At 69.1% G+C, this 22644-nt stretch carries 19 protein-coding genes; 9 read left to right on the top strand and 10 right to left on the bottom strand.

The window, feature by feature from the left end:
- Positions 1-13: 13 nt before the first annotated feature.
- The 3 genes from G1H11_RS23400 to G1H11_RS23390 all read right to left on the bottom strand — a co-directional run bounded on the left by G1H11_RS23400 (position 14) and on the right by G1H11_RS23390 (position 4298).
- Positions 14-1396 carry an FAD-binding oxidoreductase gene (locus tag G1H11_RS23400; protein ID WP_163821042.1) on the bottom strand — a complete coding sequence of 461 codons (1383 nt, stop codon included), beginning with the start codon at positions 1394-1396 and terminating at the stop codon, positions 14-16.
- Positions 1397-1914: 518 nt separating this feature from the next.
- Positions 1915-3549, bottom strand: a complete 1635-nt coding sequence (locus tag G1H11_RS26165; protein WP_163821041.1) for a LuxR C-terminal-related transcriptional regulator — start codon at positions 3547-3549, stop codon at positions 1915-1917.
- A gap of 128 nt (positions 3550-3677) precedes the next feature.
- Positions 3678-4298: a TIGR02453 family protein gene (locus tag G1H11_RS23390; protein WP_163821040.1), complete on the bottom strand. Its 621-nt coding sequence runs from the start codon at positions 4296-4298 to the stop codon at positions 3678-3680.
- An 88-nt stretch (positions 4299-4386) separates the two neighbouring features.
- Between G1H11_RS23390 and G1H11_RS23385 the strand changes: the two genes are divergently transcribed.
- The 3 genes from G1H11_RS23385 to metX all read left to right on the top strand — a co-directional run bounded on the left by G1H11_RS23385 (position 4387) and on the right by metX (position 8231).
- The gene (locus tag G1H11_RS23385; RefSeq protein ID WP_174257913.1) at positions 4387-5421 is read left to right on the top strand and encodes a threonine aldolase family protein; all 1035 of its coding nucleotides are present in this window, start codon (positions 4387-4389) and stop codon (positions 5419-5421) included.
- 370 nt (positions 5422-5791) lie between these two features.
- On the top strand, positions 5792-7084 hold the full coding sequence (locus G1H11_RS23380; RefSeq protein WP_163821039.1) for a bifunctional o-acetylhomoserine/o-acetylserine sulfhydrylase: 1293 nt from the start codon (positions 5792-5794) through the stop codon (positions 7082-7084).
- A 7-nt stretch (positions 7085-7091) separates the two neighbouring features.
- Positions 7092-8231, top strand: a complete 1140-nt coding sequence (gene metX, locus G1H11_RS23375) for a homoserine O-acetyltransferase MetX (RefSeq protein ID WP_163821038.1) — start codon at positions 7092-7094, stop codon at positions 8229-8231.
- A 6-nt stretch (positions 8232-8237) separates the two neighbouring features.
- Here the strand turns inward: metX and G1H11_RS23370 are convergent, their stop codons facing one another.
- Complete coding sequence (locus G1H11_RS23370; protein WP_163821037.1) at positions 8238-9158, bottom strand: LysR family transcriptional regulator; 921 nt, start codon at positions 9156-9158, stop codon at positions 8238-8240.
- A gap of 64 nt (positions 9159-9222) precedes the next feature.
- Here G1H11_RS23370 and G1H11_RS23365 point away from each other — a divergent pair, with 64 nt between their 5' ends.
- The gene (locus G1H11_RS23365) at positions 9223-10428 is read left to right on the top strand and encodes an MFS transporter (protein ID WP_216844071.1); all 1206 of its coding nucleotides are present in this window, start codon (positions 9223-9225) and stop codon (positions 10426-10428) included.
- A gap of 22 nt (positions 10429-10450) precedes the next feature.
- Here the strand turns inward: G1H11_RS23365 and G1H11_RS23360 are convergent, their stop codons facing one another.
- Together G1H11_RS23360 and G1H11_RS23355 are read right to left on the bottom strand one after the other, a co-directional pair.
- Positions 10451-12463, bottom strand: coding sequence for a vWA domain-containing protein (locus tag G1H11_RS23360; protein ID WP_163821035.1), 2013 nt, complete (start codon positions 12461-12463; stop codon positions 10451-10453).
- Complete coding sequence (locus tag G1H11_RS23355; RefSeq protein ID WP_163821034.1) at positions 12460-13854, bottom strand: sigma 54-interacting transcriptional regulator; 1395 nt, start codon at positions 13852-13854, stop codon at positions 12460-12462. Before G1H11_RS23355 ends, G1H11_RS23360 begins: the two co-directional genes overlap by 4 nt.
- Before the next feature lie 359 nt (positions 13855-14213).
- Here G1H11_RS23355 and G1H11_RS23350 point away from each other — a divergent pair, with 359 nt between their 5' ends.
- The gene (locus G1H11_RS23350; protein WP_163821033.1) at positions 14214-15116 is read left to right on the top strand and encodes a TSUP family transporter; all 903 of its coding nucleotides are present in this window, start codon (positions 14214-14216) and stop codon (positions 15114-15116) included.
- 7 nt (positions 15117-15123) lie between these two features.
- On the opposite strand, the gene aroF is transcribed toward G1H11_RS23350, so the two are convergent.
- The 3 genes from aroF to G1H11_RS23335 all read right to left on the bottom strand — a co-directional run bounded on the left by aroF (position 15124) and on the right by G1H11_RS23335 (position 19548).
- Positions 15124-16191, bottom strand: a complete 1068-nt coding sequence (aroF, locus tag G1H11_RS23345; RefSeq protein ID WP_163821032.1) for a 3-deoxy-7-phosphoheptulonate synthase — start codon at positions 16189-16191, stop codon at positions 15124-15126.
- A gap of 289 nt (positions 16192-16480) precedes the next feature.
- Positions 16481-17407: a deoxyribonuclease IV gene (locus G1H11_RS23340; RefSeq protein ID WP_216844070.1), complete on the bottom strand. Its 927-nt coding sequence runs from the start codon at positions 17405-17407 to the stop codon at positions 16481-16483.
- Positions 17408-17427: 20 nt separating this feature from the next.
- A complete protein-coding gene (locus G1H11_RS23335) occupies positions 17428-19548 on the bottom strand; it encodes a Stk1 family PASTA domain-containing Ser/Thr kinase (protein ID WP_163821031.1) in 2121 nt (706 codons plus the stop codon).
- A gap of 227 nt (positions 19549-19775) precedes the next feature.
- Between G1H11_RS23335 and G1H11_RS23330 the strand changes: the two genes are divergently transcribed.
- A complete protein-coding gene (locus G1H11_RS23330) occupies positions 19776-20279 on the top strand; it encodes an SseB family protein (protein ID WP_163821030.1) in 504 nt (167 codons plus the stop codon).
- 65 nt (positions 20280-20344) lie between these two features.
- Here G1H11_RS23330 and G1H11_RS26160 read toward each other — a convergent pair whose 3' ends face one another.
- Positions 20345-20719 (bottom strand): DUF1844 domain-containing protein, encoded by a 375-nt coding sequence (locus G1H11_RS26160; RefSeq protein WP_163821103.1) that lies wholly within the window; start codon positions 20717-20719, stop codon positions 20345-20347.
- Between the two features lie 281 nt (positions 20720-21000).
- Here G1H11_RS26160 and infC point away from each other — a divergent pair, with 281 nt between their 5' ends.
- The 3 genes from infC to rplT all read left to right on the top strand — a co-directional run bounded on the left by infC (position 21001) and on the right by rplT (position 22394).
- The gene (gene infC, locus G1H11_RS23320) at positions 21001-21726 is read left to right on the top strand and encodes a translation initiation factor IF-3 (RefSeq protein WP_216844068.1); all 726 of its coding nucleotides are present in this window, start codon (positions 21001-21003) and stop codon (positions 21724-21726) included.
- Positions 21727-21742: 16 nt separating this feature from the next.
- The gene (gene rpmI, locus G1H11_RS23315; RefSeq protein WP_163821029.1) at positions 21743-21937 is read left to right on the top strand and encodes a 50S ribosomal protein L35; all 195 of its coding nucleotides are present in this window, start codon (positions 21743-21745) and stop codon (positions 21935-21937) included.
- A 76-nt stretch (positions 21938-22013) separates the two neighbouring features.
- Positions 22014-22394 carry a 50S ribosomal protein L20 gene (rplT, locus tag G1H11_RS23310; RefSeq protein ID WP_163821028.1) on the top strand — a complete coding sequence of 127 codons (381 nt, stop codon included), beginning with the start codon at positions 22014-22016 and terminating at the stop codon, positions 22392-22394.
- Positions 22395-22644: the final 250 nt, after the last annotated feature.

The following is a 22644-nucleotide window of genomic DNA, read 5'->3' as shown; positions in this document are numbered from 1 at the left end:
CGGCGGGCAGGGGTCAGCTGAAACCGCCGCGGAGTGCGAAGAGACCCTGGGGGTCGTACTTGCCTTTCAGATCGGACAGCCGTGCGTAGTTCGCCCCCACGGACTTGCGAAGGAGACTCTGCTCACCGTCCTCGAAGAAGCCCGGGAAGTTGAGGTACTCGGCGCCGGTCGAGAAGCGGCTCATCGCCTCATGAACTCTGCGCGCCCAGGCGATGTTCGCCTCGTCGTCGGCCGGATCCTCCCAGTTGGCCTCGATGCCGAGCAGGAACGGTGCCGACCGGTCACCGAAGGCGGACTCGTCCGGTGCGACGCGGCAGAAGGCGCCCCCGAGTTGCCAGACGTCGAGGGTCGAGTGGGGAGAGGGGCTGATCTCGTTGAGCGACCTCATCGTCTCCAGGGCGGCGTCGTCGAGGCCGGTGAGGTACAGCGACTTCCAGTAATACCGCATGATGTGTGCGGGATAGTCCTCGTCGAACAGTTGCTGCACCTCTGCATAGGGCACGGCATCGCTGAGGTCGGCAATGGGATTGCCGAAGTCCCGCAGCGGGCTGAGATCACTCCGAGCTTCGGCTCGGTCACCGCAGTGAACGGCGGCGTAGACGACCACGGGCTGATGGTGATACTCGCCGGGGATCTCGTCGATGGCCGGCGCGTGCCACAAGATCGCGAACGAGCTCACGTCATCCGGCGCCGTGTCCGCCCACTCGCGGTAGTGCTGCAGTGCGGCTTTCGCGTCGTGCCATGGATGAAAGACGAGCGCAAACGACACCTGTGGCGGGACGGGATATGCGCGGAACTCGAACGACGTCACGACTCCGAGGCCACCGCCTCCGCCGCGCAGTCCCCAGAGCAGCTCTGGGTTCTCAGTCTCCGACGCGTGAAGACGCTCGCCGGTCGCGGTGACGACGTCGGCCGCGACCAGGTTGTCGCAGCTGGCGCCATAGGCCCGGCGAAGCCACCCCAGTCCGCCGCCGAGCGTCAGACCGGCGATTCCGGTCTTGCTCACCAGGCCCAGGGGTACGGCGAGTCCGAACTCCTGGGCCACTCGGTCGACGTCGCCGATCGTGGCCCCGCCCCCGGCGACGACGCGCCGGCGCGCGGCATCGACGTGGACGGCGTCCATCCGCGACAGGTCGATGACGACCCCGTCGTCGCTGACGGCACTGCCGGAGACGTTGTGCCCGCCGCCGCGCACGGTCAGCGGAAGGGCATTGTCGCGGGCGTAGGCGACCGTCGCCAGCACATCGTCGGTGCCGGCACACCGCGCGATCGCGGCGGGCAGGCGGTCGATCATGCCGTTCCAGACGGCGCGTGCATCGTCGTATTCAGCGTCGCCTGGCCGGATGAGGTCTCCGCGCAGCTGGTCGCCGAATGCGCGCAGATTGTCGCGTGTCATGACACACCTTTCTGGTGGGAGCGAGTCCTGATCGGCTCGCCGCGGGGTCGACGTCCGCCGCGGAGTCGAGCCGTGCGGACACACGGTGGACATCGTGCGACTTGACGCTACGGCTGGCCACGTCGCGCCGGCATCGAGAGGAATGTGTATGTAGCGACGTCCCGCGATGGTCAGAACTGACCATCGACGGCGCGGCCGCCGGCTCGCGAACGCGGACGTTGTGCAGTTCTCACGGCCGCGGAAACCACGCACCCGGGGACGAAGCCCAGCTGGGCGGTCACGACGGCGTCGACGATCTCACACGGGCTGTACGCAGCGCCGAGCAGCCAGGCCTACCACCTCTCCCGCCCGGCGGCCCACGTGGCGATCACCTGAAGGCCGGTCAACACCCACTCCCCGCGGCATCGTCCCGATGGGTAGTGCTGCCCAGTGGGGTGTAGTCACGCCGCGCGCCAAGGCAGGCGGGCACCCGCCACATGGGGCTGTACGAATGCGAGGCTCGGCTCGGAGACAGGTTCTCAGGCGAGATGGTGCCGGAAGGCATAGGACGTCGCGGCGGAACGGGAGGTGACGTCGATCTTGGCGAAGATGTTGCTGACGTGCCGCGCGACCGTGTGCTCGCTGATAAAGAGCTCAGCGCCGATCTGCCGATTTGATCGGCCGTGCGCCACCAGCTTCAGCACCTCCAGCTCGCGTTGTGTCAGGCCGTCGGGTGTGGAGGTGTCGCGGTTGAGCAGGGCGTTGACACGTTCGACGTCGGGTGCCGCTCCTAGGCGCTCGAAAACCGCCATCGCGGCGTCGAACTCCAGACGCGCCGTGTGCTCGTCGCCCGCTTGGCGTGCGGCGATTCCCAGGAAGACTCGGGAGGCGGCGCACTCGTACGGACATGACAGGCTGCGGTAGATGTCGCACGCCGAGCGCAGCACCGGTAATGCGCCGTTGACGTCGCCCCTTGCCAGCAGAACCGCACCGTTCGCCGCCGCGGCCATACCACGGAGGTACGGCGTCCGGCTTGCCTCCGCGAGGTCGTGCAGTTCCCCGGCCGATCTGGCGGCAGCCTCCACGTCACCGGCGCACAGCTCCGCCTCCACATGCGCGGACAGCAGGCGAGCGCGCCCGACCGGGCCACCGTACTGCGCGGAGAGAGCCAGCCTGAGCGTCGCGGCGGCTTGGTGGGCCTCGCCTTGGGCGAGCTTGAGTAGTGCCAGTCCTGGCTGCGGGTCGCGGCCGAGTTGATGGGCGCGGAGAAAGGCCTCTTTCGCGCCCTCGTGGTCACCTCTGCGCCTCCGGATCTCGCCGGCGAGATACTGCCCGTCAGCGATCAGGTATTCGCCGAACGGGGCCAGTTCTTCGGCGGCGTGCAGTGCCTCGCGCTCGGCCGCCGACCACTCGCCGCGCAGCGACTGGACCTCGCACCGGTGCAGCCGGCACAGGCCGGGATACCAGCTCTCCTCGCCGTGATCCTCGGCCCACGGGACGGCGACGCCGGTCCACTCGGCCGCACGACGTACGTCGCCGAGCTCCTGGCACGTGGACAGGAGAAGGCAGTGGACCCAGCCAGTAGCGAACGCGGTGAGCTCGCCACTGAGCGCCACGACCATCGCCTCGTCCAGCCGGTCGAGTCCTTCCGCGGGGGCGCCACGGCTGATGAGGATCCTGCCCTGGACACCCAAGCTCAGCGCTTCGAGGTCACGGTCGTCGAACTGGCGTGCCGCGTCGCACGCGTGACGAGCCGAGGAGAGGGCGTCGTCCAGCTTGTTCTGGTACAGCGCCCAGTCCGCGTCGGCCAGCGACACGTAATGGCTCTCGATCTGCTCCGGAGCCTCCAGAGCATGCCGGTGCGCACGCTGGAGCCAGCCGCTGGCCACGGCGGTCTCGTTGAGGTCGAAGTAGCTGTAGAAGAGTCGCCAGGCGGCCTTGGTGGCGCGTGCGGCGTCGTGAGCGTCCCGGTGCCGGCGATACGCGAGCTGGCGGACGGTGATCGACTCGCGTGGGCGGCCGAGCCAGAACTTGGCATCGGCGAGTGATTCGAGCTCACCGGCTTCGAGGGTCTCGGGTGCGACATCGCCGAGGCGGTCACAGATCTCTCTCCAGTGTGCGCCCCCGGACGCGGGCTGATGCTCAGCCGGCTTCACCGTTCGACCGAGGTTCATCACACCCCCTGCACACAATCGTGCCGGCAAGGCGACGGGTTCACCACTCTTTGCGATGGTGTGGGCATTCTAGCGCCGGACGTCGGCGCCGGGCGGCGTCGAGCCCTCGGATCCCGTGGGCCGCGGGATCATTCCACGTGCTCGGCCAGCCAGCCATTGAGCGGTCGGGTATTTCGCAGGAGGTCGACGACGCGGTCCTTGGCACCGGCTGTACCGAGCCAGGCGTCCGCGGGCCAGTGCTTCCAGGCCACCAGCCCTTTGAGCTGGAGAAGCCCGAGACGAGGATGATCTCTGGGGTACCCACGCGGTGCGGTCTTGAGCCGTCCGTGCGCAGTGATCTCGACGTCGCGGTCCGTGAGCGCGTCGACGACGGCGCGCAACTCCTCGCCGGTGGAATCGTCGTCGACGGCCCGGCGATAACGTGCGAGCTGGTCGGTGTCCATCAGGTACATTCCGCTGCCGGCGGCCAGCCCGGCGGACGACAGCTGGACGTACCCACCCTGCTCCAGGGTGGCAGCGATGGTGGTCTTGTAGGGCGACTTGTCGGTGCTGAACCGCACGTCCCGGTTCGGCCGGAAGATCCGGCCGGGGCCGAACTCCGGCTCGAGCTCCTTCAGCAGCAGCGTCATCGGCTCGCGGACCGCCTGGTCGTAGACGGCTTTGTTCGCGGTCCAGTACGTCCGCGAATTGTCCGCCTCGAGGCCCTCGTAGAACTCGAGCGCCTCAACCGGCCACCCCTCGAAGCCCACCGGCCTCACCTCTTCTCGTCCAGCCCGTCTGGTGGAGCCCCACCCAGGGTGAGTCTTCCAGATCCATCCGGGTGGATAGAGTGCGAGTATGGCCTCAGGCGTGATCGATCTTCGCAGTGACACGGTGACCCGCCCGTCGCCGCCGATGCTGGCGGCGATGGCGGCCGCAGATACCGGCGACGACGTCTATGGTGAGGACCCCACGGCCAATGCGCTGGAGCAACGCGTCGCCGCCATGCTCGGGCACGAGGCAGGCCTGTTCACCACCACCGGCTCCCTGGCGAACATCCTCGGGGTGCGAGCCTGGGTGGCCCCTGGGAAGGAACTGCTCTGCGAGGCGCAGGCGCATATCGTGCGGGCTGAGCTCGGTGCGCACGCCGCGCTGAACGGCGTCACCACTCGCACCTGGTTCCATCCGCGCGGAAAGGTGGATCTCGCCGCCGTGCGCGCGCTGGTGGCGCCGGACGCCGGGCCGTACCTCGTCTCCACTGCGGCCATCGCAGTCGAGAACACGCATAACTTCGCCGGTGGCACCGTCCAGGCACTCGACGAGCTGACGTCGTTGCGGCAGGCCGTGCACGGCACCGGCGTGCGTCTGCACCTTGACGGTGCGCGGCTGTGGAATGCCCAGGTGGCCACTGGTGTGCCCGCGGCGGAGTACGCCTCGGTGTTCGATTCGGTGTCGGTGTGCTTGTCGAAGGGGCTTGGTGCGCCCGTCGGTTCGGTCCTGGTGGGCCCGGCGGACATGATCGCCGAGGCCAGGCAGTGGCGCAAGCGACTGGGCGGGGGCTGGCGGCAGGCCGGTGTGCTCGCGGCGGCGGGCCTGTACGCCCTCGATCATCATGTGGATCGGCTCGCCGAGGATCACGCTCATGCGCGGATGGTCGCCGAGGTGGTCAACGACGCCGCGCCCGGCGTCGTTGACCCGGCGTCGGTGGAGACCAATATCGTGCTGCTCAACGTCGGTGACCGCGCCGAGCGGCTGGTGGCCGAAGCGCGCGAGGCAGGCGTGCTGGTCGGCGTGGTCGGCCCCGGCATTGTCCGGCTCATCACTCATCTCGACGTCGGCGCGGGCGAGTCGAGGAAGGCGGCCGAGGTGCTGGGCGCAGTCCTCTCTCGATAGACCATGACCGGCAGGTCCACATTTCGGACTCGTATCTCATTATATGGAACAGTATTGATTTCCCGGCTCTCCTGACCTGACGATGTCTCCATGTTCGCATTGATGCTGAGCCAGCCTGTCGCCATGGATTCCAGGTGCATGGCCAGCATGATGTGTTGCCGAGTCTCCGCCTGACGCCTTGGACGCGGCGCCGGTGCCGGACGACCCGAACGGTGCTGTGACCGCGCAGACCGGGCCGTCTCCTTCCGCCAGCCCCGCCGGCTCGCATGCTGGCCGCTGGCCGGCCCTGGCGATGCGTCACCCCGTCGAAGCCTCCACCTGATGACCGAGCCCGATATCTGATGACCGAACCCGATCGAGGAGTAACCCGATGAGTGAACAGTGGTCGTTCGAGACCCGCCAGATCCATGCCGGTCAGCAACCCGACGCCGCCACGGGCGCACGGGCTTTGCCGATCTACCAGACGACGTCGTACGCGTTCCGCGACACTGAGCACGCCGCGAACCTGTTCGGCCTTGCCGAGCCCGGGAATATCTACACCCGGATCATGAACCCGACCCAGGATGTCGTGGAGCAGCGGCTGGCCAGCCTGGAAGGCGGCGTCGGCGCCCTGCTGCTGTCCTCGGGGCAGTCGGCCACCTCGGCGGCGCTGCTGAACGTAGCCGAGGCCGGAGACCACATCGTCGCCTCGGCCAGCCTGTACGGGGGCACCGACACCTTGCTGCGGCACAGCTTCCCGAAGCTGGGCGTGCAGGTGAGCTTCGTCGATGCGCCCGACGACCCTCAGGCCTGGCGCGATGCCGTCCAGCCGAACACCAAGGCGTTCTTCGGCGAGACGATCGGTAACCCCAAGGGCGACGTTCTCGACGTGGAGGCCGTGGCGGCGGTGGCGCACGACGTGGGTGTCCCGCTCATCGTCGACAACACCATCGCCACCCCGTACCTGCTTAATCCGCTGAAGCACGGCGCTGACGTCGTCGTCCACTCGGCCACCAAGTACATCGGCGGGCACGGCACGGCCATAGCGGGCGTGCTGATCGACGGCGGGACGTTCGACTACGCCGCCCACGGCGCCAAGTTCGCCGGCTTCACCACGCCCGACGCGAGCTACCACGGCCTCGTCTACGCCGAAGCACTTGGGCCGGCTGCCTACATCACCAAGGCGCGGGTCCAGTTCCTCCGCAACCTCGGCAGCGCGATCTCCCCGTTCAACGCGTTCCTGCTGGCCCAGGGATTGGAGACGCTGAGCCTGCGGATCGAACGGCACGTCGAGAACACCGTGGCGGTCGCCAGCTGGCTCACCGCGCGCGACGAGGTCGAGTCGGTCAACTATCCGGGTCTGGAATCCAGCCCGTGGTACGAGACCAGCAAGAAGTATCTGCCACGCGGCGCGGGAGCCGTCCTGACCTTCGAGCTGGCAGGCGGGCACGAGGCCGGGCGGCGCTTCATCGACTCGCTTGAGCTGTTCAGCCACGTAGCGAACATCGGCGACGTGCGCAGTCTGGCGATCCACCCGGCGAGTACCACCCACTCGCAGCTCAACCCGGAGCAGCAGCGCGCGGCCGGCGTGACCCCGGGACTCGTCCGCCTGGCCGTGGGGCTCGAGGGCGTCGAGGACATCAAGGCGGACCTCGAAGCCGGCCTACGGGCGGCGAAGGGCTAGCAGGCGGGTGCCTCCACGCGACGACCCGAGTCCTCCCGCCAGCGGCGCCTGGCGGGAGGGCGACGACGCTGGGCATCGGCTGTTCGCCGGCGTCGGTGACGTCAAGCTGGAGTCGGGGCAGGTGATCCCAGATGTGCGGGTGGCCTACGAGACCTGGGGCGAGCTGAACGACGACGCCTCGAACGCCGTGCTCGTCCAGCACGCCCTCACCGGCGACAGCCACGTGGTCGGCGACCAGGGACCGGGCCACCCGTCACCCGGCTGGTGGGCGGGGATGGTCGGCCCCGGGGCTCCGGTGGACACGGACCGGTATTTCGTGGTGGCGCCCAACGTGCTGGGCGGCTGTCAGGGGACCACCGGACCGTCGTCGGCGGAGCCAGGCGGGCGGCGGGCCTGGGGCGGGCGGTTTCCGAGGACAACGGTCCGGGACCAGGTCGCGGTCGAGGCCCTGCTTGCCGACACCCTGGGAATCGATGCGTGGGCAGGCGTGGTCGGCGGGTCGATGGGCGGCATGCGCGCCGTCGAGTGGGGGGTCACCTGGCCGGACCGCGTACGGAGCATGGTGCTGCTGGCCACGTGCGCGGCCGCCTCGGCCGAGCAGATCGGCCTGTCGGCCGCGCAGATCCATGCGATCCGGGCGGACGCCGGCTACCACGGCGGCGACTACTACGACGCCGCACCCGGTGCTGGTCCCCACGTCGGGCTGGGCATCGCCCGGCGGATCGCGCACATCACCTACCGCAGCGAGCTGGAGCTGCAGGAGAGGTTCGGCCGGCGTCCCCAGGATGGTGAGGACCCGCTCGGCGGTGGCCGTTTCGCCGTGGAGTCGTACCTCGACCACCACGCGCGCAAGCTCGTTCGGCGGTTCGACGCCAACTCCTACATCGTGCTCAGTGAGGCGATGAACAGCCATGACGTGGGCAGGGGCCGAGGCGGGACGGAGGCCGCCCTGGCCCGGGTCAGCGCTCGTACCGTCGTCGCGGGCATCGATTCGGACCGGCTGTATCCGTTGTGGCAGCAGGAACTGCTCGCGCGCCACATCCCGTCCGCGAGCGACGTGCAGGTGATCACGTCCCCGTTCGGCCACGACGGCTTCCTGATCGAGACCGGGCCCGTCGGGTCGCTCGTGGCGGCGGCGCTCGGCTGAGGCAGGTCAGACGTGGGTGCGCACGTGGTCCCGGAACGCGCGCACCGTCGGAGTGATCGCCTTCGCGCGCGGCCAGACCAGCCCGATGGTGCGGGTGATCCGTGGTGACAGGGGCACTTCGACGACGCCAGCGGGGGTTCCGGGGTCGAAGTGCGGAAGCAGCGCCACGCCGAGGCCGGCGACGACGAGTCCCCGGACCGTGTCGGACTCCTGGCCTTCAAACGCGATGCGCGGCGTGAACCCGGCCTCGGCGCAGAGCCGGTCCATGATCTGGCGGAGCCCATAGCCGGGCTCGAGGGTGACGAACTGCTCGCCGGCGAGCTCGGCGAAGCGGATCCGGCGTCGTGCGGCCAGATGGTGCGCAGCGGGAACGGAGAGCAGGAGTTCCTGGTCGGTGACCGCGAACCCGGTCAGCAGAGGGTCCTCGCTGGGCAGTGGCGCCACCAGGGCGAGATCGACCTGACCGGTTCCGAGCTGGTCGAGGATGTGCTGCCGGGAACCCTGGACGAGGGTGAACCGCACGCCTGGATGGGTGGCGCGGAACCCGCGCAGCAGATTCGGCACGAGCGAGCGGCCCATGAGGTGCAGGAACCCGAAGACCACGTGGCCACGGTCGGGGTCGATCTCTTCGCGAGCGCGGCGGGCGGCTGTCTCGATGGTCTCCATCGCTTCGCTCGCGGCCTCGGCCAGGATCCGGCCGGCTCTGGTCAGGCGGATGCCCCGGCCGGACGGCTCGGTCAGCGGCGCTCCGAGGGCGGCGCCCATCGCGGCGATACGCCTGCTGACCGTGGGCTGCGGCGTGCCCAGGTGTTCGGCTGCCCGGGTGATGTTGCGCGTATCCCGGAGCGCTGTGAGGAGGGCGAGCATGGGCGCCAGGTCCACGGCGAGCCGCTGATCAGCAGCGTCCCGCGGCGAATGATTCATCATCGTATGGATTATGGCAGGAGATTGTATTGGACGTATGGAACGGCCCGGCCGTAGCGTGCCTGGCGTGAGTCTCGATGCGCAGGTGACGCCCCGATCCGAGGTCCGGCGACTCACCCTGGGCGTGGCGGTAGCGGGGACGTCGTCGTTCGCATTGCTCTACGCGCCGCAGCCGGTGCTCGCGCAATTGGCCGCCGAGTTCCGGCTCGACCCGGGCGGTGCCTCGCTCGCGATCAGCGTGGCCACCGGCGCCCTGGCTCTCGCGGTCCTGCCGATCGCGGTGCTGTCCGAGGTGATCGGCCGGAGGCGAGTGATCACGGGGTCCCTCGCCGCCTCCGCGGTGCTGAGCGTTCTCCTGCCGTTCGCGTCGTCGTACGGAGTACTCCTGGCTGTGCGCGCCGCCCAGGGCGTGGCCATCGCCGGGGTTGCGGGTGTGGCGGCGGCCTTTCTGGTGGAGCGGCTGGGGCGCGCGGGGGTGACGGCAGCCATCGGCGCGATGATCGCGGGTAACACGATGGGCGGCATGCTCGGCAGACTGTGCGCCGGGTTCAGCGCCGACACGCTCGGCTGGCGCGGAGCCTTCGGCGTGGTCGCGGGGTTCTCAGCCGTCTGTACGGTGCTCACGCTCATCGCGCTGCCGCGTACCTCGGATCGGGTACACCGCGAGGACATGTCCGGCGCTCCGGTGCCTTCACGCGGCGTGGCGGCAGGCATGGCGGCCGCTGTGCGCACACCGGTCCTCCGGGCGCAGTATGTGGTCGCGTTCGTCGGGATGGGGACTTTCGTAGCCGTGTACAACTCGATCGGGTTCCGCTTGCTCGACGAGCCGTTCGCGCTGTCATCCGCGGTGGCGTCGCTGGTCTTTCTCGCCTACGCGGCCGGCGCGGTCTCCTCGGTGACGGCGGGGACGCTCGTGAGCCGGATCGGGAAGCGGCGCGCACTGGTCGGAGCATTGTTCGTGACCGCCGTCGGCGCCACGCTCACGGTTCCCGATTCGCTGCCGTGGATCGTCGCCGGGATCGTGACCCTCACCACCGGCTTCTTCGCAGCCCACTCGGTGGCCAACGGCTGGGCCGCGGCCGCAGCCCCCGAAGGTGCGCGTGGCCAGGTGTCGGGTTCCTACACCTCGGCGTACTACCTGGGAAGCAGCATCGCGGGCGCGGCCGGTGCCGCCGTGTATGGCCACGGCGGCTGGACCTGGCTCGTCGTGGCCGTCGTGACGTCGCTCGGGGGCGGCGTCGTCGTCGTTACCCTGAACACCCGGCGCCGGTGAGATCCCAGGGCCGGCGAAAGGCTCAGCGGTTGCGCGTGCGCAGGTAGTCGCCGACCACGGCGGCCCCGAGCCCGTCCATGACCGGGGCGATCACCCGGCCCCCGGACCGGCGGGCGATCAGGTCGACGAACTCCGCGAGCGCCGGGTCGTCGCCGAGACGGAACACGGTCACCGACGCACCCAGCCCGGCGAGCCGGTCCACCTCGGCCACGGTCTTGCGCAGGGTGCGCATCGACGGCGGGTAGCTGAACTCCGCCGTGCCGTCGGGTTCGAGGTGCGCGGTCGGCTCTCCGTCGGTGACCATCAGCACCACCGGCTTGGCGCCGGGGTGGCGGCGCAGGTGCCGGCCGGCGAGCAGGAGCGCGTGGTGGGCGTTGGTTCCTTGCTCCCACACGCCGTCCAGCCCGACAAGCTCCTCGAGCTCGACCGAGGCCGCATGTCTTCCGAACGTGATGAGCTGCAGCGCGTCCTGCCGGAACCGGGTGGAGAGCAGGTGATGCAGGGCGAGCGCCATGCGCTTCATCGGCAGCCAGCGGCCCTCCTGGACCATGGACCAGGACGTGTCGACGCACAAGGCGACCGCCGCGCGGGACCGGTGCTCGGTCTCGGCCACCTCGACGTCGGTCACATCCAGCCGTATCCGCCCGTCACCGGCGGGGTGCGGACCGCGCCCGGCCGGGCCGTCGGTGGTTCCCCGCCCGGCCGCCGCGCCGGAGGCCGCCACTCGCAGCACCGCGTTGCGGACAGTCCGTGACGCGTCCCACGGGCGGGAGTCGCCGAACTCCCAGGGTGTGGTCGCGCCGGACAGGTCCCCAGCGGAACCCGCAGACTCGGTGTCGCGCTGGCCCGTCTCGCGGACGGCTCGGATGACGTCGGCCAGCGCCGCTTCCGCGAGACGGCGCAGAGCCTTGGGGGAGAGCCGCAAGGATCCGTCGGCCGCCCGCTCGAGTAGTCCGTGCTCACGTAGCTGGCGTTCCAGCTCCGCCAGCCGGCGCGCGTCGACGGTGGCCTCCGATCCCAGCTGGCGCTCCAGCGCCTCGACGTCGATGTCCTCCAGGCGCGCGCCGGGATAGGACTGGGACAGCTGTTCGGCGAGCGCGTCGAGTTCGGCGAGATCGGCCATCGCCTGCGCACCGGCGCCGAGCCCGAGCTGTTGCTGTCCGCTGAACCGCGTGGACGACGACCAGTCTTCTTGCGGGCGCAGCGCGCGCAGCGCCTCGTTGAGCGCCGCCAGTTCGCCGGCCAGCCGCGGATCGCCGAACGCGCGCTGGGACAGCTCCGCCAGCTCGGCCCGCTGCTCGGGCGTCATCGAATTGAGCATGCGCTGGGCAGCGGCCGCACGGGCGGCGAGCGCGTCGATCAGCTCGTCGACGTCGTTCGGGTTCTCCGGAAAGTACGCGCCATGGCGGCTCATGAACTCGTCGAACCGTGCGTTGATGTCACCGGCCGCCTGGGCGTGGGCGCTGAGCAGGGCGTTGAGATCTGCCAGCATCTCGCGTGCCCGGTCCGCGTCCACCTGGTCGGCCTGGGACAGCGCGTCTCTCATGCGCGCGAACTGTGCGTCCAGCAATTCCCGGCCGAGCAGCTCCTCGATCCGCCGGTACTTCTCCCGGGCCTGTTCCGAGCGCCAGCGGTACGGTGCCAGCTCCCGTACCGCGGCCGCCGTGCCCGCCGGCAGGGCGTCGAGCTCGGCCTCACTCAGGCGGGCTTCGTCGGATGGATCGGGAAACAGCGCTCGGCGCTCGGCGTCGATTGCCTCGTCGAGCAGCCGGCGTACCTCGCGCAACGTGCCGTCGAGCCGATTGCGGGCCTGGATCTCGGCCCGCCGCTGCCACACCCGGCGGGTGAGGTCGTCCAGGCCGGTGGCCGTCCGGGTGCCGCGCCGCAGCATCTCGTCCAGCGCCGACCGTGGCGAGTAGCCCTGCATGACGTCGCGACCCAGGGAATCCAGGGCCTCGCGAAGGTCCACCGGCGGCGCCAGCGGGTCCGGGCCCTCGTGCCAGCGGCCGTAGAGGTAGCGCCCGGTGCCGGTCATCGGCCGTAGACCGCCGTGTCGTCGTCGGTGTCCTTGGCCAGCCGCCGGGCGAGATACAGCGACTCGAGCGCAAGCTCCACGGCGGCGGCCAGCCGGCCGGGCGGGTCGTCCGGCTCCGCTCCGGCTCGTCGTGCCACCTCGTGCAGGAGAGGCAACTCCGGCAGCGCGGTGAGTACCTCACTGGCAGGCACGTTCTCCCCGGTTGCCACCAGATGGCCGTCCTCCACGGCGGCGGCCAGCGGGCCCAGGTCGATTCCGGCGAACCGCTCGCGGGCGGTCTCGGCGACGGCCAGGCGGAGCAGGTGAACCAGATGCTCGGTCTCACGGCCGTCCTCGGCCGGCTCGAACTCGACCTTCCCACGCAACACGGCCGGCACTGCTTCTAGATCGACCGGCCGCGCGACAGCCGGGTGCTCGCCGGTCACGGCGGCCCGCCGCAGGGCAGCCGCGGCGATGGTCTCCGCAGCCGCGACCGCGAACCGCGCGGACACACCGGAGCGCTGATCCACCGCGGCGGATCCGCGCAGGTTCCGCACGAACCGGGCAAGGATCTCCAGAAGAGATTCGCCCACGTCCGCGACCAGGAGCGCTTCCTGCCGGATGAGCGCGACCTCGTCGCTCACCTCCAGCGGATAGTGAGTGCGGATCTCGGCCCCGAACCGGTCCTTGAGCGGTGTGATGATCCGGCCGCGGTTCGTGTAGTCCTCGGGGTTCGCGGTGGCCACCATCAGCACGTCGAGGGGGAGGCGAAGTGTATAGCCGCGGATCTGGATGTCGCGTTCCTCCATCACATTCAGCAGCGACACCTGGATCCGCTCGGCCAGGTCGGGGAGTTCGTTGATGGCGACGACGCCGCGGTGCGAGCGGGGCACCAGTCCGAAGTGGATGGTCTCGGGGTCTCCGAGGCTACGGCCTTCGGCCACCTTCACCGGGTCGACGTCGCCCACCAGATCGCCGACCGACGTGTCCGGCGTGGCCAGCTTCTCGGTGTAGCGCTGCGAGCGGTGTATCCAGGTGACCGGCAGCTCGTCACCCAGCTCGGCCGCGCGCCGGACGGACGCGGGCGTGATGGGCCGCAGCGGATGTTCGTGCAGCTCGGATCCGGCGATGGCGGGTGTCCACTCGTCGAGCAGGCCGCCGATGGCCCGCAGCAACCGGGTCTTGCCCTGACCGCGTTCGCCGAGAAGGACGACATCGTGCCCGGCCAGGAGGGCACGCTCCAGCTGGGGAAGCACAGTCCGGGAGAACCCGACGATACCGGGCCAAGGATCCTGTCCGGCACGCAGCAACGCCAGCAGGTTCTCGGTGATCTCGGTCTTCACCCCACGCGGCTGATGGCTGGCCGCGCGCAGTTCACCGACGGTGCGGGGGAGCTGTTCGTGAGCCGTCACCTTTGTGAACCTATGTCGATGCGGACCTGCAGCCCAAAGTGACGGCGGTCACAGCCGGGAGGTCGAGGCGTCCGTGCCCGGGATGGGATACACGACGGACGGGCCGTTCCCCAGCCCGAGCGTGCTCTCTCGCGCCACCAGCCGGTGCGCCGCCACGATCTCCTGGGCAGCGCCAGGCGCTGGCCCGTTCGTTCGTCGTCGCGGCCGCCGTGGAGCCGCCGCCGAATCGGCGACGTGTCTCCTCCACGCCAGACGTATCGCTATCCGAGACGTTCCGTCTTAAGCCTTGACCACACGCCGCCTCGTGCTCGTAGAGTAATCCTACTGAGTCCATAGGAATTATCGGAAGAGGTCGGCGCGTGCACATCCTGGTGATCCTCGGGCTCGTGGGCTTCGGTGCACAGATGGTGGACGGCAGCCTCGGCATGGGTTTCGGCGCGACGTCCACCACGTTGCTGCTGGCAGTGGGAACCAATCCGGCGCTGGCGTCGGCTACCGTCAACCTGACCCAGATCGGCACCACCTTGGCATCCGGTGCCTCGCATTGGCGGTTCGGCAACGTGGACTGGGACGTGGTGCGTCGCATCGTCATCCCCGGTGGTGTGGGAGCCTTCGCCGGGGCCCTCTTTCTGACCAGTCTGTCCATCGGTGCGGCCGTGCCCCTGATGGCCGGAATACTCGTCGCCCTGGGCGCCTACATCCTGGTGCGCTTTACGGTCGCCGCGCTGCCGCTCGACAAGCTCGGCATGCCCCTGCGTTCACGGTTCCTCACGCCCCTCGGCTTTGTCGCAGGATTCGTCAACGGCACGGCGGGCGGCGGCTGGGGGCCGGTCAACACCTCCGCCCTGCTCGCCACGGGCAGGTTAGAGCCGCGCAAAATCGTCGGCTCGGTCGGAACCAGCGAATTCGTGGTCGCGTCCTGCGCGAGTCTCGGCTTCCTGCTCGGTCTTGGACTCGGCGGCATCGACTTCACGTGGGTCGCCGCGATGCTGATCGGCGGAGTGATCGCGGCGCCGATCGCCGCGTGGCTGGTGAAACGGATACCCGCCCGTGTCCTCGGTTCAGCGGTCGGAGGGCTCATCGTCCTGCTGAACGCTCGAACGCTCATGTCCGAGCATGGCTTTGGTCTGGCCGGCGGTGTCCGAGCCACAGTCGTGGTCACCGTACTTGTGGTCTGGGGTACCGCGGTCGCCTACGCGATCAAGGCGCACCGCGAGGCGACGGCGCGAGAGTCTGTCTCCGCGCCGTCCGGACCGGCTTAGACGGCGCTTAGCGGGGCTCGGGCACCATGGCGGCGGCTACCTCGGTGGTGCGCCGGTCCAACAACGGGGCGAGCCGTCGGATCGCCGAGGCAAGCTCGCGAATCTCCGATCCGGCGAGCGCCTGCGGCCCATCGCACAGGGCCGAGTCCGGATCCGGGTGCACGTCGATCAAGACGCCGTCGGCCCCCACGGCGATGGCCGCCCGGGCCAGCGGCAAGACGAGGTCCCGGCGGCCGCTGGCATGCGTCGGATCGACGATGACCGGAAGGTGGGACAGCCGCTGCACGGTAGGAACAGCGGAGATGTCGAGCGTGGCCGGGGTCGCTTGCTCGAACGTGCGGATGCCGCGCTCGCACAGCACGATGTCGAGGTTGCCGCGCTGGGCCACATATTCGGCCGCGGAGAGCCACTCCTCGACGGTCGCCTGGATGCCGCGCTTGAGCAACACCGGCTTGGCGATGCGGCCCACGGCGTCCAGCAGGGCGTAGTTCTGCATGTTCCGGGCACCGATCTGAAGCATGTCGGCGTACTCGGAGACCAGGTCGATGTCTTTCGCATCCATGATCTCGGTCACTACCGGCAACCCCGTCGCGGCACCTGCCTCAGCCAGGATCCTCAGCGCGGACTTGCCGAGGCCGCGAAAGGCCTGCGGGGAGGTGTGCGGGCGGAACGCACCGCCACGGAGCAGGCTGGCACCGGCCGCTCGGGCCATCTCGGCGGCCTCGAGAGCCTGATCCAGGGACTCGACGGCACACGGCCCGGCCAGCAGCGTGAAGAAGCCGGGGCCGATGCTGACGCCAGGGCGTTCGGAACTCTGCCCGACCACCACGGTGCTCCGGCTCGGATAGTGTTCACGGCTGACGAGTTTGTACGGGGTGGAGACTCTGATCACGTCCGCGACTCCCGCCATTCGGCGAAGATTCAGCGCACGGAATTGATCGACATCACCGATGAGGCCGACAATGGTCCGGCGCACACCCCGGCTGACGAAAGCTTCGCCGCCGATATTGCGAACTCGCGAAACAACCGCGTCTACCTGCGTGTCGCTGGCATCGGGCGTCATCACGACCACCATGACCGGACTCCTTTCGCTGGCTCGACGTTAGGACAGATTCCGCTGGAAGCGGATCCCAGGTCCGGTGAGTAAGACGATTGGTCACAGTCTGGTCACTATTGGTGTCAAGGCTATAAATGCGGGATTGATCAGGACGCAGTAGGCGTAGTTGTTCGGGATGATACGGCTGGCACACTGACTCGATGCGCCACGGCACGAAGCTCCGGATATGCGCGATGTTTATCGAGACGTCCTCGCAGAACTGGGTGCCCGTGGACGGGCTCCCCACGGCGCGGGGCGGGCTAGTGAGTTAGGCCCTAGGCGCTAGGGACTGCGTGTCCTGCGGCTCCTGCCCGGGCACCATGGACTTCAGTAAGGCGATGTCAGCGGCGTACGCGTCGGGGCCGCCCGGAGTCTCCAGGACTACCGGCAGGCCGGCCACTGCCGGATGCCGGAGCAGCTCACCGAACGCGGCGGCACCGATGTGACCGGTGCCGACCCGTGCGTGCCGGTCCCTGAAAGCTCCGCACACATCCATCGAGTCGTTCGCGTGCACGGCCGCGAGCCGGCCCGGTCCAGCGAGCTCCACCAGCGTGTCCAGCGCGGCGGTCATGCCCCCTGGAGTGGCGAGGTTGTGCCCGGCCGCGAAGATGTGGCAGGTGTCGAAGCAGATTCGCGCCCGCGGATGGCGCTCCAGAGCGTCGAGATACGCCGCCAGATCCTCGATCCGGGCGCACAGTGACTGTCCTTGCCCGGCGGTCGGCTCGAGCATGAGCGCCGGTGCGTCGTCGTCGAGACCGTCCAAGACGGGCAGGAGAGCTTCCCGCACCTGTTTCAGCGCGGCATCACGATTGCCTGCGGCGACGCACGAGCCGGTGTGAACGACGACGCCCGCCGCGCCCACGGCGCGGCCCCGGTGTAGCGCATGCGTGAGGCTGTCCTTGGACCGCTCGTAGGTCTGCACGGTCGGACTTCCGAGATTGATGAGGTAGTTGGCGTGGACGAGCACGGGCATGGCTCGTTCCTCCGCCGCGGTCCGGAACGCCAGATCGACGGCCGGATCTCCCGGCGACGCCGTCCATCCGCGCGGGTTGCCGAGGAAGATCTGGACACTGGAGGCTCCCAATGCGGCAGCGCGCTCGGGAACCGACGCCAGCTTGCCGTTGGAGGACAGGTGCGTTCCGGGGAGGGGTGCGCCGGGCAGCGCAGCTCCGGGCGGGGACGGGGACAAGCTCACGAAATTCCGTTCTCCCGATGTCAGAGGACGTACAGGGTGACGGTGGTGCCCTGTGGCGCGGTTCCGCCGGCGGGCTCCTGGTTGAGCACCAGCCGATCCCGGCCGCGTCCCGGGAACGACGACTCCACCTCGACCTCGAAACCCGCGTCCTTGAGGTGTCGCTGGGCGTCCTTGAGCTGCCAGCCGCGGACGTCCGGGACGTCGATCTCGACGATCTCCGGCCCTCGGGAAACGACCAGCGAGATCTGGTCGCCGGCGAAGCCGGTGCCGTCACGCGGTTCCTGGGAGATGACCAGGCCCGCGGCGACGTCGTCGGAGTATTGCTCATCGACGTTGACCTCGAACCCGTCGTCGGTGAGCTGTTGGCGCGCCTCCTCGCCGGAGCTGCCGACGAAGTCGGTGACGTCGATCGGTTCCGGCCCGAGGCTGAGGACCACGGTCACCTCGGTGTGGGGCCGGACTTCCTCGCCCGGCTCGATGTCCTGGGAGATCGCTGTGCCTTCGGAGGCGTCGGCGTCGTGGCGCTCGGTGAAGTTGGGGATCAGGTTGCGATCGCCCAAGGCGGTCTCGACCTGTTCCCGGGTCATACCGTTGACGTCGGGAACTTCATAGCGTTCCGGTCCCTGAGAGATGATCAAGCTGATGGTGCCGCCGCGGAGGATCTGTTCACCGGGCGCCGGCTCGGTACGGACCACGAGCCCCGCCTCGACGCCTTCCGAGTACACCTCTCCATCAGCCTTGGCGCTCAGTCCCGCGTCCTCCGCCGCCGCGATCGCGGCCGCCGGCTCGAGGTTGAGCAGTGCGGGCGTCGACGTCCAGCGGCCGGCCCCGAACCACCAGGCGGCCACTGTCACCGCCGCGGCAAGCAGGAGCACCAGCACGAACAGGATCGGGCCGCGCCAACTCCGCTGTGATTGCGCATGAGCGCGCCGTTGCGCACGGCGCGGCTCTTCCTCGCCGGTCTGCGGCGAGGAGGCGGGAGCGGCGCCGGCCTCGTGGAAAGCATGAGGCGAGCCCGCGGACGACGCGTCACTGGTGTGGATCACCCGGGTGCGAGCCGTCCCCGCGGAATGCGGCGGAGGCGGCGGGGGCGCGGTCTCGTGGTAAAACGCGTTGGCGAGGTCGATGGGGTTGCTGGCAGGCGCGTGATCCCGGTCCACGTTCACCTGGCCGGAGTCGCGGTGGAAAGCCTCGGCCACCTCGATGGGACCGGCGGCACCGGTCCCCGGCGGCGGCGGAGGCAACAGCGAACCGGCCGATGCGTGCTTACCTGGGCCGTCCTGCGCCTCCCCGCTGGCCAGCGCCGCCCGGGCCAGCCTGACCGAGGCCAGGAACGCTCCGGCGTCGGCGTATCTCGCGTGCGGATCACGTGCCGTCGCGGTGAGGACAAGGTTGTCCACCACTCCTGGGACGGGCGCCGATTCCGACGGCGGCGGCACGGCCTCATCGATGTGCGCGCGGACCACGACGAAGTCGGTGGGGCCGGTGTGCGGCGGACGCCCGGTCAGCAGTTCGTAGAGCATGATCCCGGCCGAGTAGACGTCGGAGCGGGACGTGGCCCGCTCACCGAGCGCCTGTTCGGGGGAGATGTAGTTCACCGTGCCGAGGAGCAGGCCGCGCGTGGTGGCGTTCGAGGGGCCGGTAGACGGCCGGGCCAATCCGAAGTCGGCCACCTTCACCCGGCCGTCGTCGCTGATGAGCACGTTCTCCGGTTTGATGTCACGGTGCACGATGTGTGCCTCGTGAGCGGCCCACAGCGCCGCCAGTACCGCTTCGAGTATCTCCAGGGTGACGGCCGGATCCAGCCGGCCGCGCTCGCGCAGGAGGTCACGCAAGGTGCGGCCCTGGACGTACTCCATCGCGAGGAACACCGCCCCCTGGTCCTCGCCCTGATCGAAGACCCCCACGATGTGCGGGTTCGACAGCCGCGCCGCAGACCTGGCCTCGCCGATGAATCGATCGACGAAGTCGTCGTCGGCGGCGAGCTCGGCATGCATGACCTTCAGGGCCACAGTGCGGTCCAGGCGAGTGTCCGTGGCGCGGTAGACGGTGGCCATTCCGCCGCGCGCCAGCAGCGACTCGACACGGTACCGGCCGTCGAGGAGTCGCCCGACCGGCGCATCGGAGACAGAAAGGTCCACGGATATGGAGTGTACGGTCCCCGGCCGCCGTCCGGGGAGGACGACACGGCGCCCGGCGGGCGCGCCGGCCGCCGCGGGGCTGGATTTCACCAGGTGCCGCGAGTATGTGTGGCGCGTCAATCTGCACGCTCGCCAGGTCCGCACCGGCCTCGGCGGCTCACCACGCCGGCCGCGAGCCGGGGTGAGGTCCTGGCATCTGGCGCTGAGGCACGCTAGTCTCGCCGCCCGTGACTGTGGATCTCAACAAGACCTTGCCGCCCGCCTCGTTCGGCGACGACGACGGTTCGGTGGACCCGGCTGTCGAATCGGCGCTGTCTGCCTATGAACGAGGCGCCGGCGGGCCGGCTGACGTGCTCGCCGCACTGGCCGGCAGCCGCGTCTTGGTTCCTGTGGTCTCCGTGCTCGACGAGCCCGCCGACGTGGCGACTCCCATTCCCGGCGGCGTCGTCGCCGGGGAGAAGTCGTCGCACATGGCCGCCGTGAGCACCATCGGCCGCGACGGGAGACGAGGTCTGCTCGCCTTCACCTGCATGGAGACGTTGCGACGATGGAACCCCGAGGCGCGGCCGGTGCCGGTCTCGACCCGGGCGGCAGCCGAGTCCGCGCTCGCCGACTCGGCCGACGCCCTGGTGATCGACCTGGCCGGGCCGGTGCTGTTCTCCGTTGACGCGGAGGGCTTGCGTGCTCTCGCGTCCGGATACCGGCCGGTAGCCGTCTGGGGTCAGGAGTAGGCCGGCGGCCAGCACTGGGCGAAGCGGTCAGCGCTGGGCGAAGCGGTCAGCGCTGGGCGAAGCGGTCAGCCGTGAATCGGCCCGGTGAACTTCTCTCCGGGTCCATCACCCGGCGCGTCGGGGATGGTCGAGGCCTCCCGGAACGCCAGCTGCAGGCTCTTCAGCCCGTCGCGCAGGGGAGCGGCGTGGTGGTGGCCCAGATGAGGCGCCGCCGCGGTGATCAAACCCGCGAGGGAGTCGATGAGCGACCGGGCCTCATCCAGGTCGCGGTGCTCGGGCAGGTCCTCGGCGAGCCCGAGATGCACGGCCGCCGCGCTGAGCATGTGCACCGCCGCGGTGGAGATGACCTCGACGGACGGCACCTCGGCGAGATCCCGGCCGGCCTCGGCCGCCGGCGTGGAGCCGGGCTGCGGTGTGTGGTCTCGCGCCGGGTGCGGCATGCTGCCCGGGCGCTCCGGGTCGGGAAGAGAGCCGCGGTGGGAACTGTTAGTCACTCGTGATAGCCTGTCATACTGACCGGTTCACCCGAACAGGGCATCGAGAGAAGTCCCGCCGGGTGGAACGCAAGCGGAGAACCTCCCACCCGAACAGCCGTACCAGGCCGTCGGGTTCCAGGTCCGAGCATCCCATGATGCTCCTGTGCTGGCCGTGCGTATGCGCGGTCCGCGCCTTGGATGGCCTCCGCTGACGCAGTGGGGGCCTTTTTCGTGGTCCACACCGCGTGCAGGACAACTTAACGAATCACTCTCAGCATCAGGAGGAAGGCATCAGCGTCGAGCCCCGTATCAATGACCGGATCCGGGTACCAGAGGTCCGGCTCGTCGGCCCGAACGGTGAACAGGTCGGCATCGTGCGTATTGAGGACGCACTGCGTCTCGCTGCGGAAGCTGAGCTCGATCTGGTCGAAGTAGCCCCCAGTGCGAGGCCTCCGGTGGCCAAGCTCATGGACTACGGCAAGTTCAAGTACGAGTCCGCGATGAAAGCGCGGGAAGCTCGGCGGAACCAGTCGCATGTCCTGATCAAGGAGCAGAAGCTCCGGCCCAAGATCGATACGCACGATTACGAGACCAAGAAGCGCAACGTGGAGCGCTTCCTCGCCGACGGCGACAAGGTCAAGGTCACCATCATGTTCCGCGGACGTGAGCAGTCGCGCCCGGAGCTGGGTTTCCGGCTGCTGCAGCGCTTGGCCTCGGACGTCGAAGAGCTGGGTTTCGTCGAGTCCGCGCCCAAGCAGGACGGCCGAAACATGATCATGGTTCTCGGGCCGCACAAGAAGAAGGCGGATGCCAAAGCCGAGCGTGAGGCCGCGAAGGTGGAGCGGCAGGCTCAGCGCGAGGCGGACGCTGAAGCAGAGCGAGCGGAGAGGGCTGCCGGGCGCGCGGCGGCGGAGCAGGAACGCTCCGGCCGTCAGGTTCGGGAACCTCACGCCGCCGAGAACGAAGAGTAGAGGAGAGTACGGCGTCATGCCGAAGAACAAGACCCACAGTGGCTCCAACAAGCGGTTCCGTGTCACCGGCAGTGGCAAGGTGCTGCGCAAGAAGGCGAACCGCCGGCACTACCTGGAGCACAAGAACACCACCCTCACTCGTCGGCTCGCCGGCACCACTGAGGTGTCCAAGGCAGATGTGAAGCGCATCAAGAAGCTGCTCGGCAAGTAAGCGACGTACGTCCTGACCGTTTTCGACGACATCCGGCCGGCTGATGGTGGCTGACCGGAACTAGCAAGGAGTATCAGTGGCACGCGTGAAGCGGGCAGTCAACGCCCACAAGAAGCGCCGCGTAACCCTCGAGCGGGCCAGCGGCTACCGGGGCCAGCGTTCCCGAATGTACCGGAAGGCGAAGGAGCAGGTCACCCACTCGCTCGTCTACGCTTACCGTGACCGCAAGCAGCGCAAGGGCGACTTCCGCCAGCTGTGGATCACCCGTATCAACGCCGCGGCGCGTGCCGAGGGCTTGACGTACAACCGATTCATCCAGGGCCTGAAGCTGGCCGAGATCGAGGTGGACCGCAAGATCCTCGCGGACCTGGCGGTGAACGACCCGACGGCTTTCAAGGCGCTGGTGGAGACTGCTCGCGCGGCTTTGCCAGCCGACCGGAACGCTCCGGCCGCCTGAGGTTGATGCGTATCGGCTGAACATGGATGGCACTGGGTGCCGCCCATCCATGGGGGCCTGCTGGAACCTTTCCAGCAGGCCCTTTGCTTTGTCCGCCGCCCACCTCCTCCGCCCACCCACACTCAAATGAGGCTCTTGTGACATGTCCGTGGGTGGGTTGAGCGTGTCATAGCAGCGCACGCCGTTCTTTCCGCCTAGGTTTTTGATTGTCGAAGATCAAAAACAAGGTGTGAGGAGAACGGCGTGCGTG

The organism is Phytoactinopolyspora alkaliphila (assembly GCF_010550695.1).
Lineage (GTDB): Bacteria > Actinomycetota > Actinomycetes > Jiangellales > Jiangellaceae > Phytoactinopolyspora > Phytoactinopolyspora alkaliphila.
Note: the sequence above shows the minus strand (reverse complement) of the source record. Positions and strands in the feature narration are given on the sequence as shown.

Bases quoted from the DNA above. Each gene is read 5' to 3' on its own strand.
- G1H11_RS26160 (WP_163821103.1), bottom strand. From the start codon at position 20,719: ATGCCGCACCCGGCGCGAGACCACACACCGCAGCCCGGCTCCACGCCG.
- G1H11_RS23370 (WP_163821037.1), bottom strand. From the start codon at position 9,158: ATGATGAATCATTCGCCGCGGGACGCTGCTGATCAGCGGCTCGCCGTG.
- G1H11_RS23380 (WP_163821039.1), top strand. From the start codon at position 5,792: ATGAGTGAACAGTGGTCGTTCGAGACCCGCCAGATCCATGCCGGTCAG.
- G1H11_RS23400 (WP_163821042.1), bottom strand. From the start codon at position 1,396: ATGACACGCGACAATCTGCGCGCATTCGGCGACCAGCTGCGCGGAGAC.
- G1H11_RS23385 (WP_174257913.1), top strand. From the start codon at position 4,387: ATGGCCTCAGGCGTGATCGATCTTCGCAGTGACACGGTGACCCGCCCG.
- G1H11_RS26165 (WP_163821041.1), bottom strand. From the start codon at position 3,549: ATGAACCTCGGTCGAACGGTGAAGCCGGCTGAGCATCAGCCCGCGTCC.
- aroF (WP_163821032.1), bottom strand. From the start codon at position 16,191: ATGGTGGTCGTGATGACGCCCGATGCCAGCGACACGCAGGTAGACGCG.
- rpmI (WP_163821029.1), top strand. From the start codon at position 21,743: ATGCCGAAGAACAAGACCCACAGTGGCTCCAACAAGCGGTTCCGTGTC.
- G1H11_RS23360 (WP_163821035.1), bottom strand. From the start codon at position 12,463: ATGACCGGCACCGGGCGCTACCTCTACGGCCGCTGGCACGAGGGCCCG.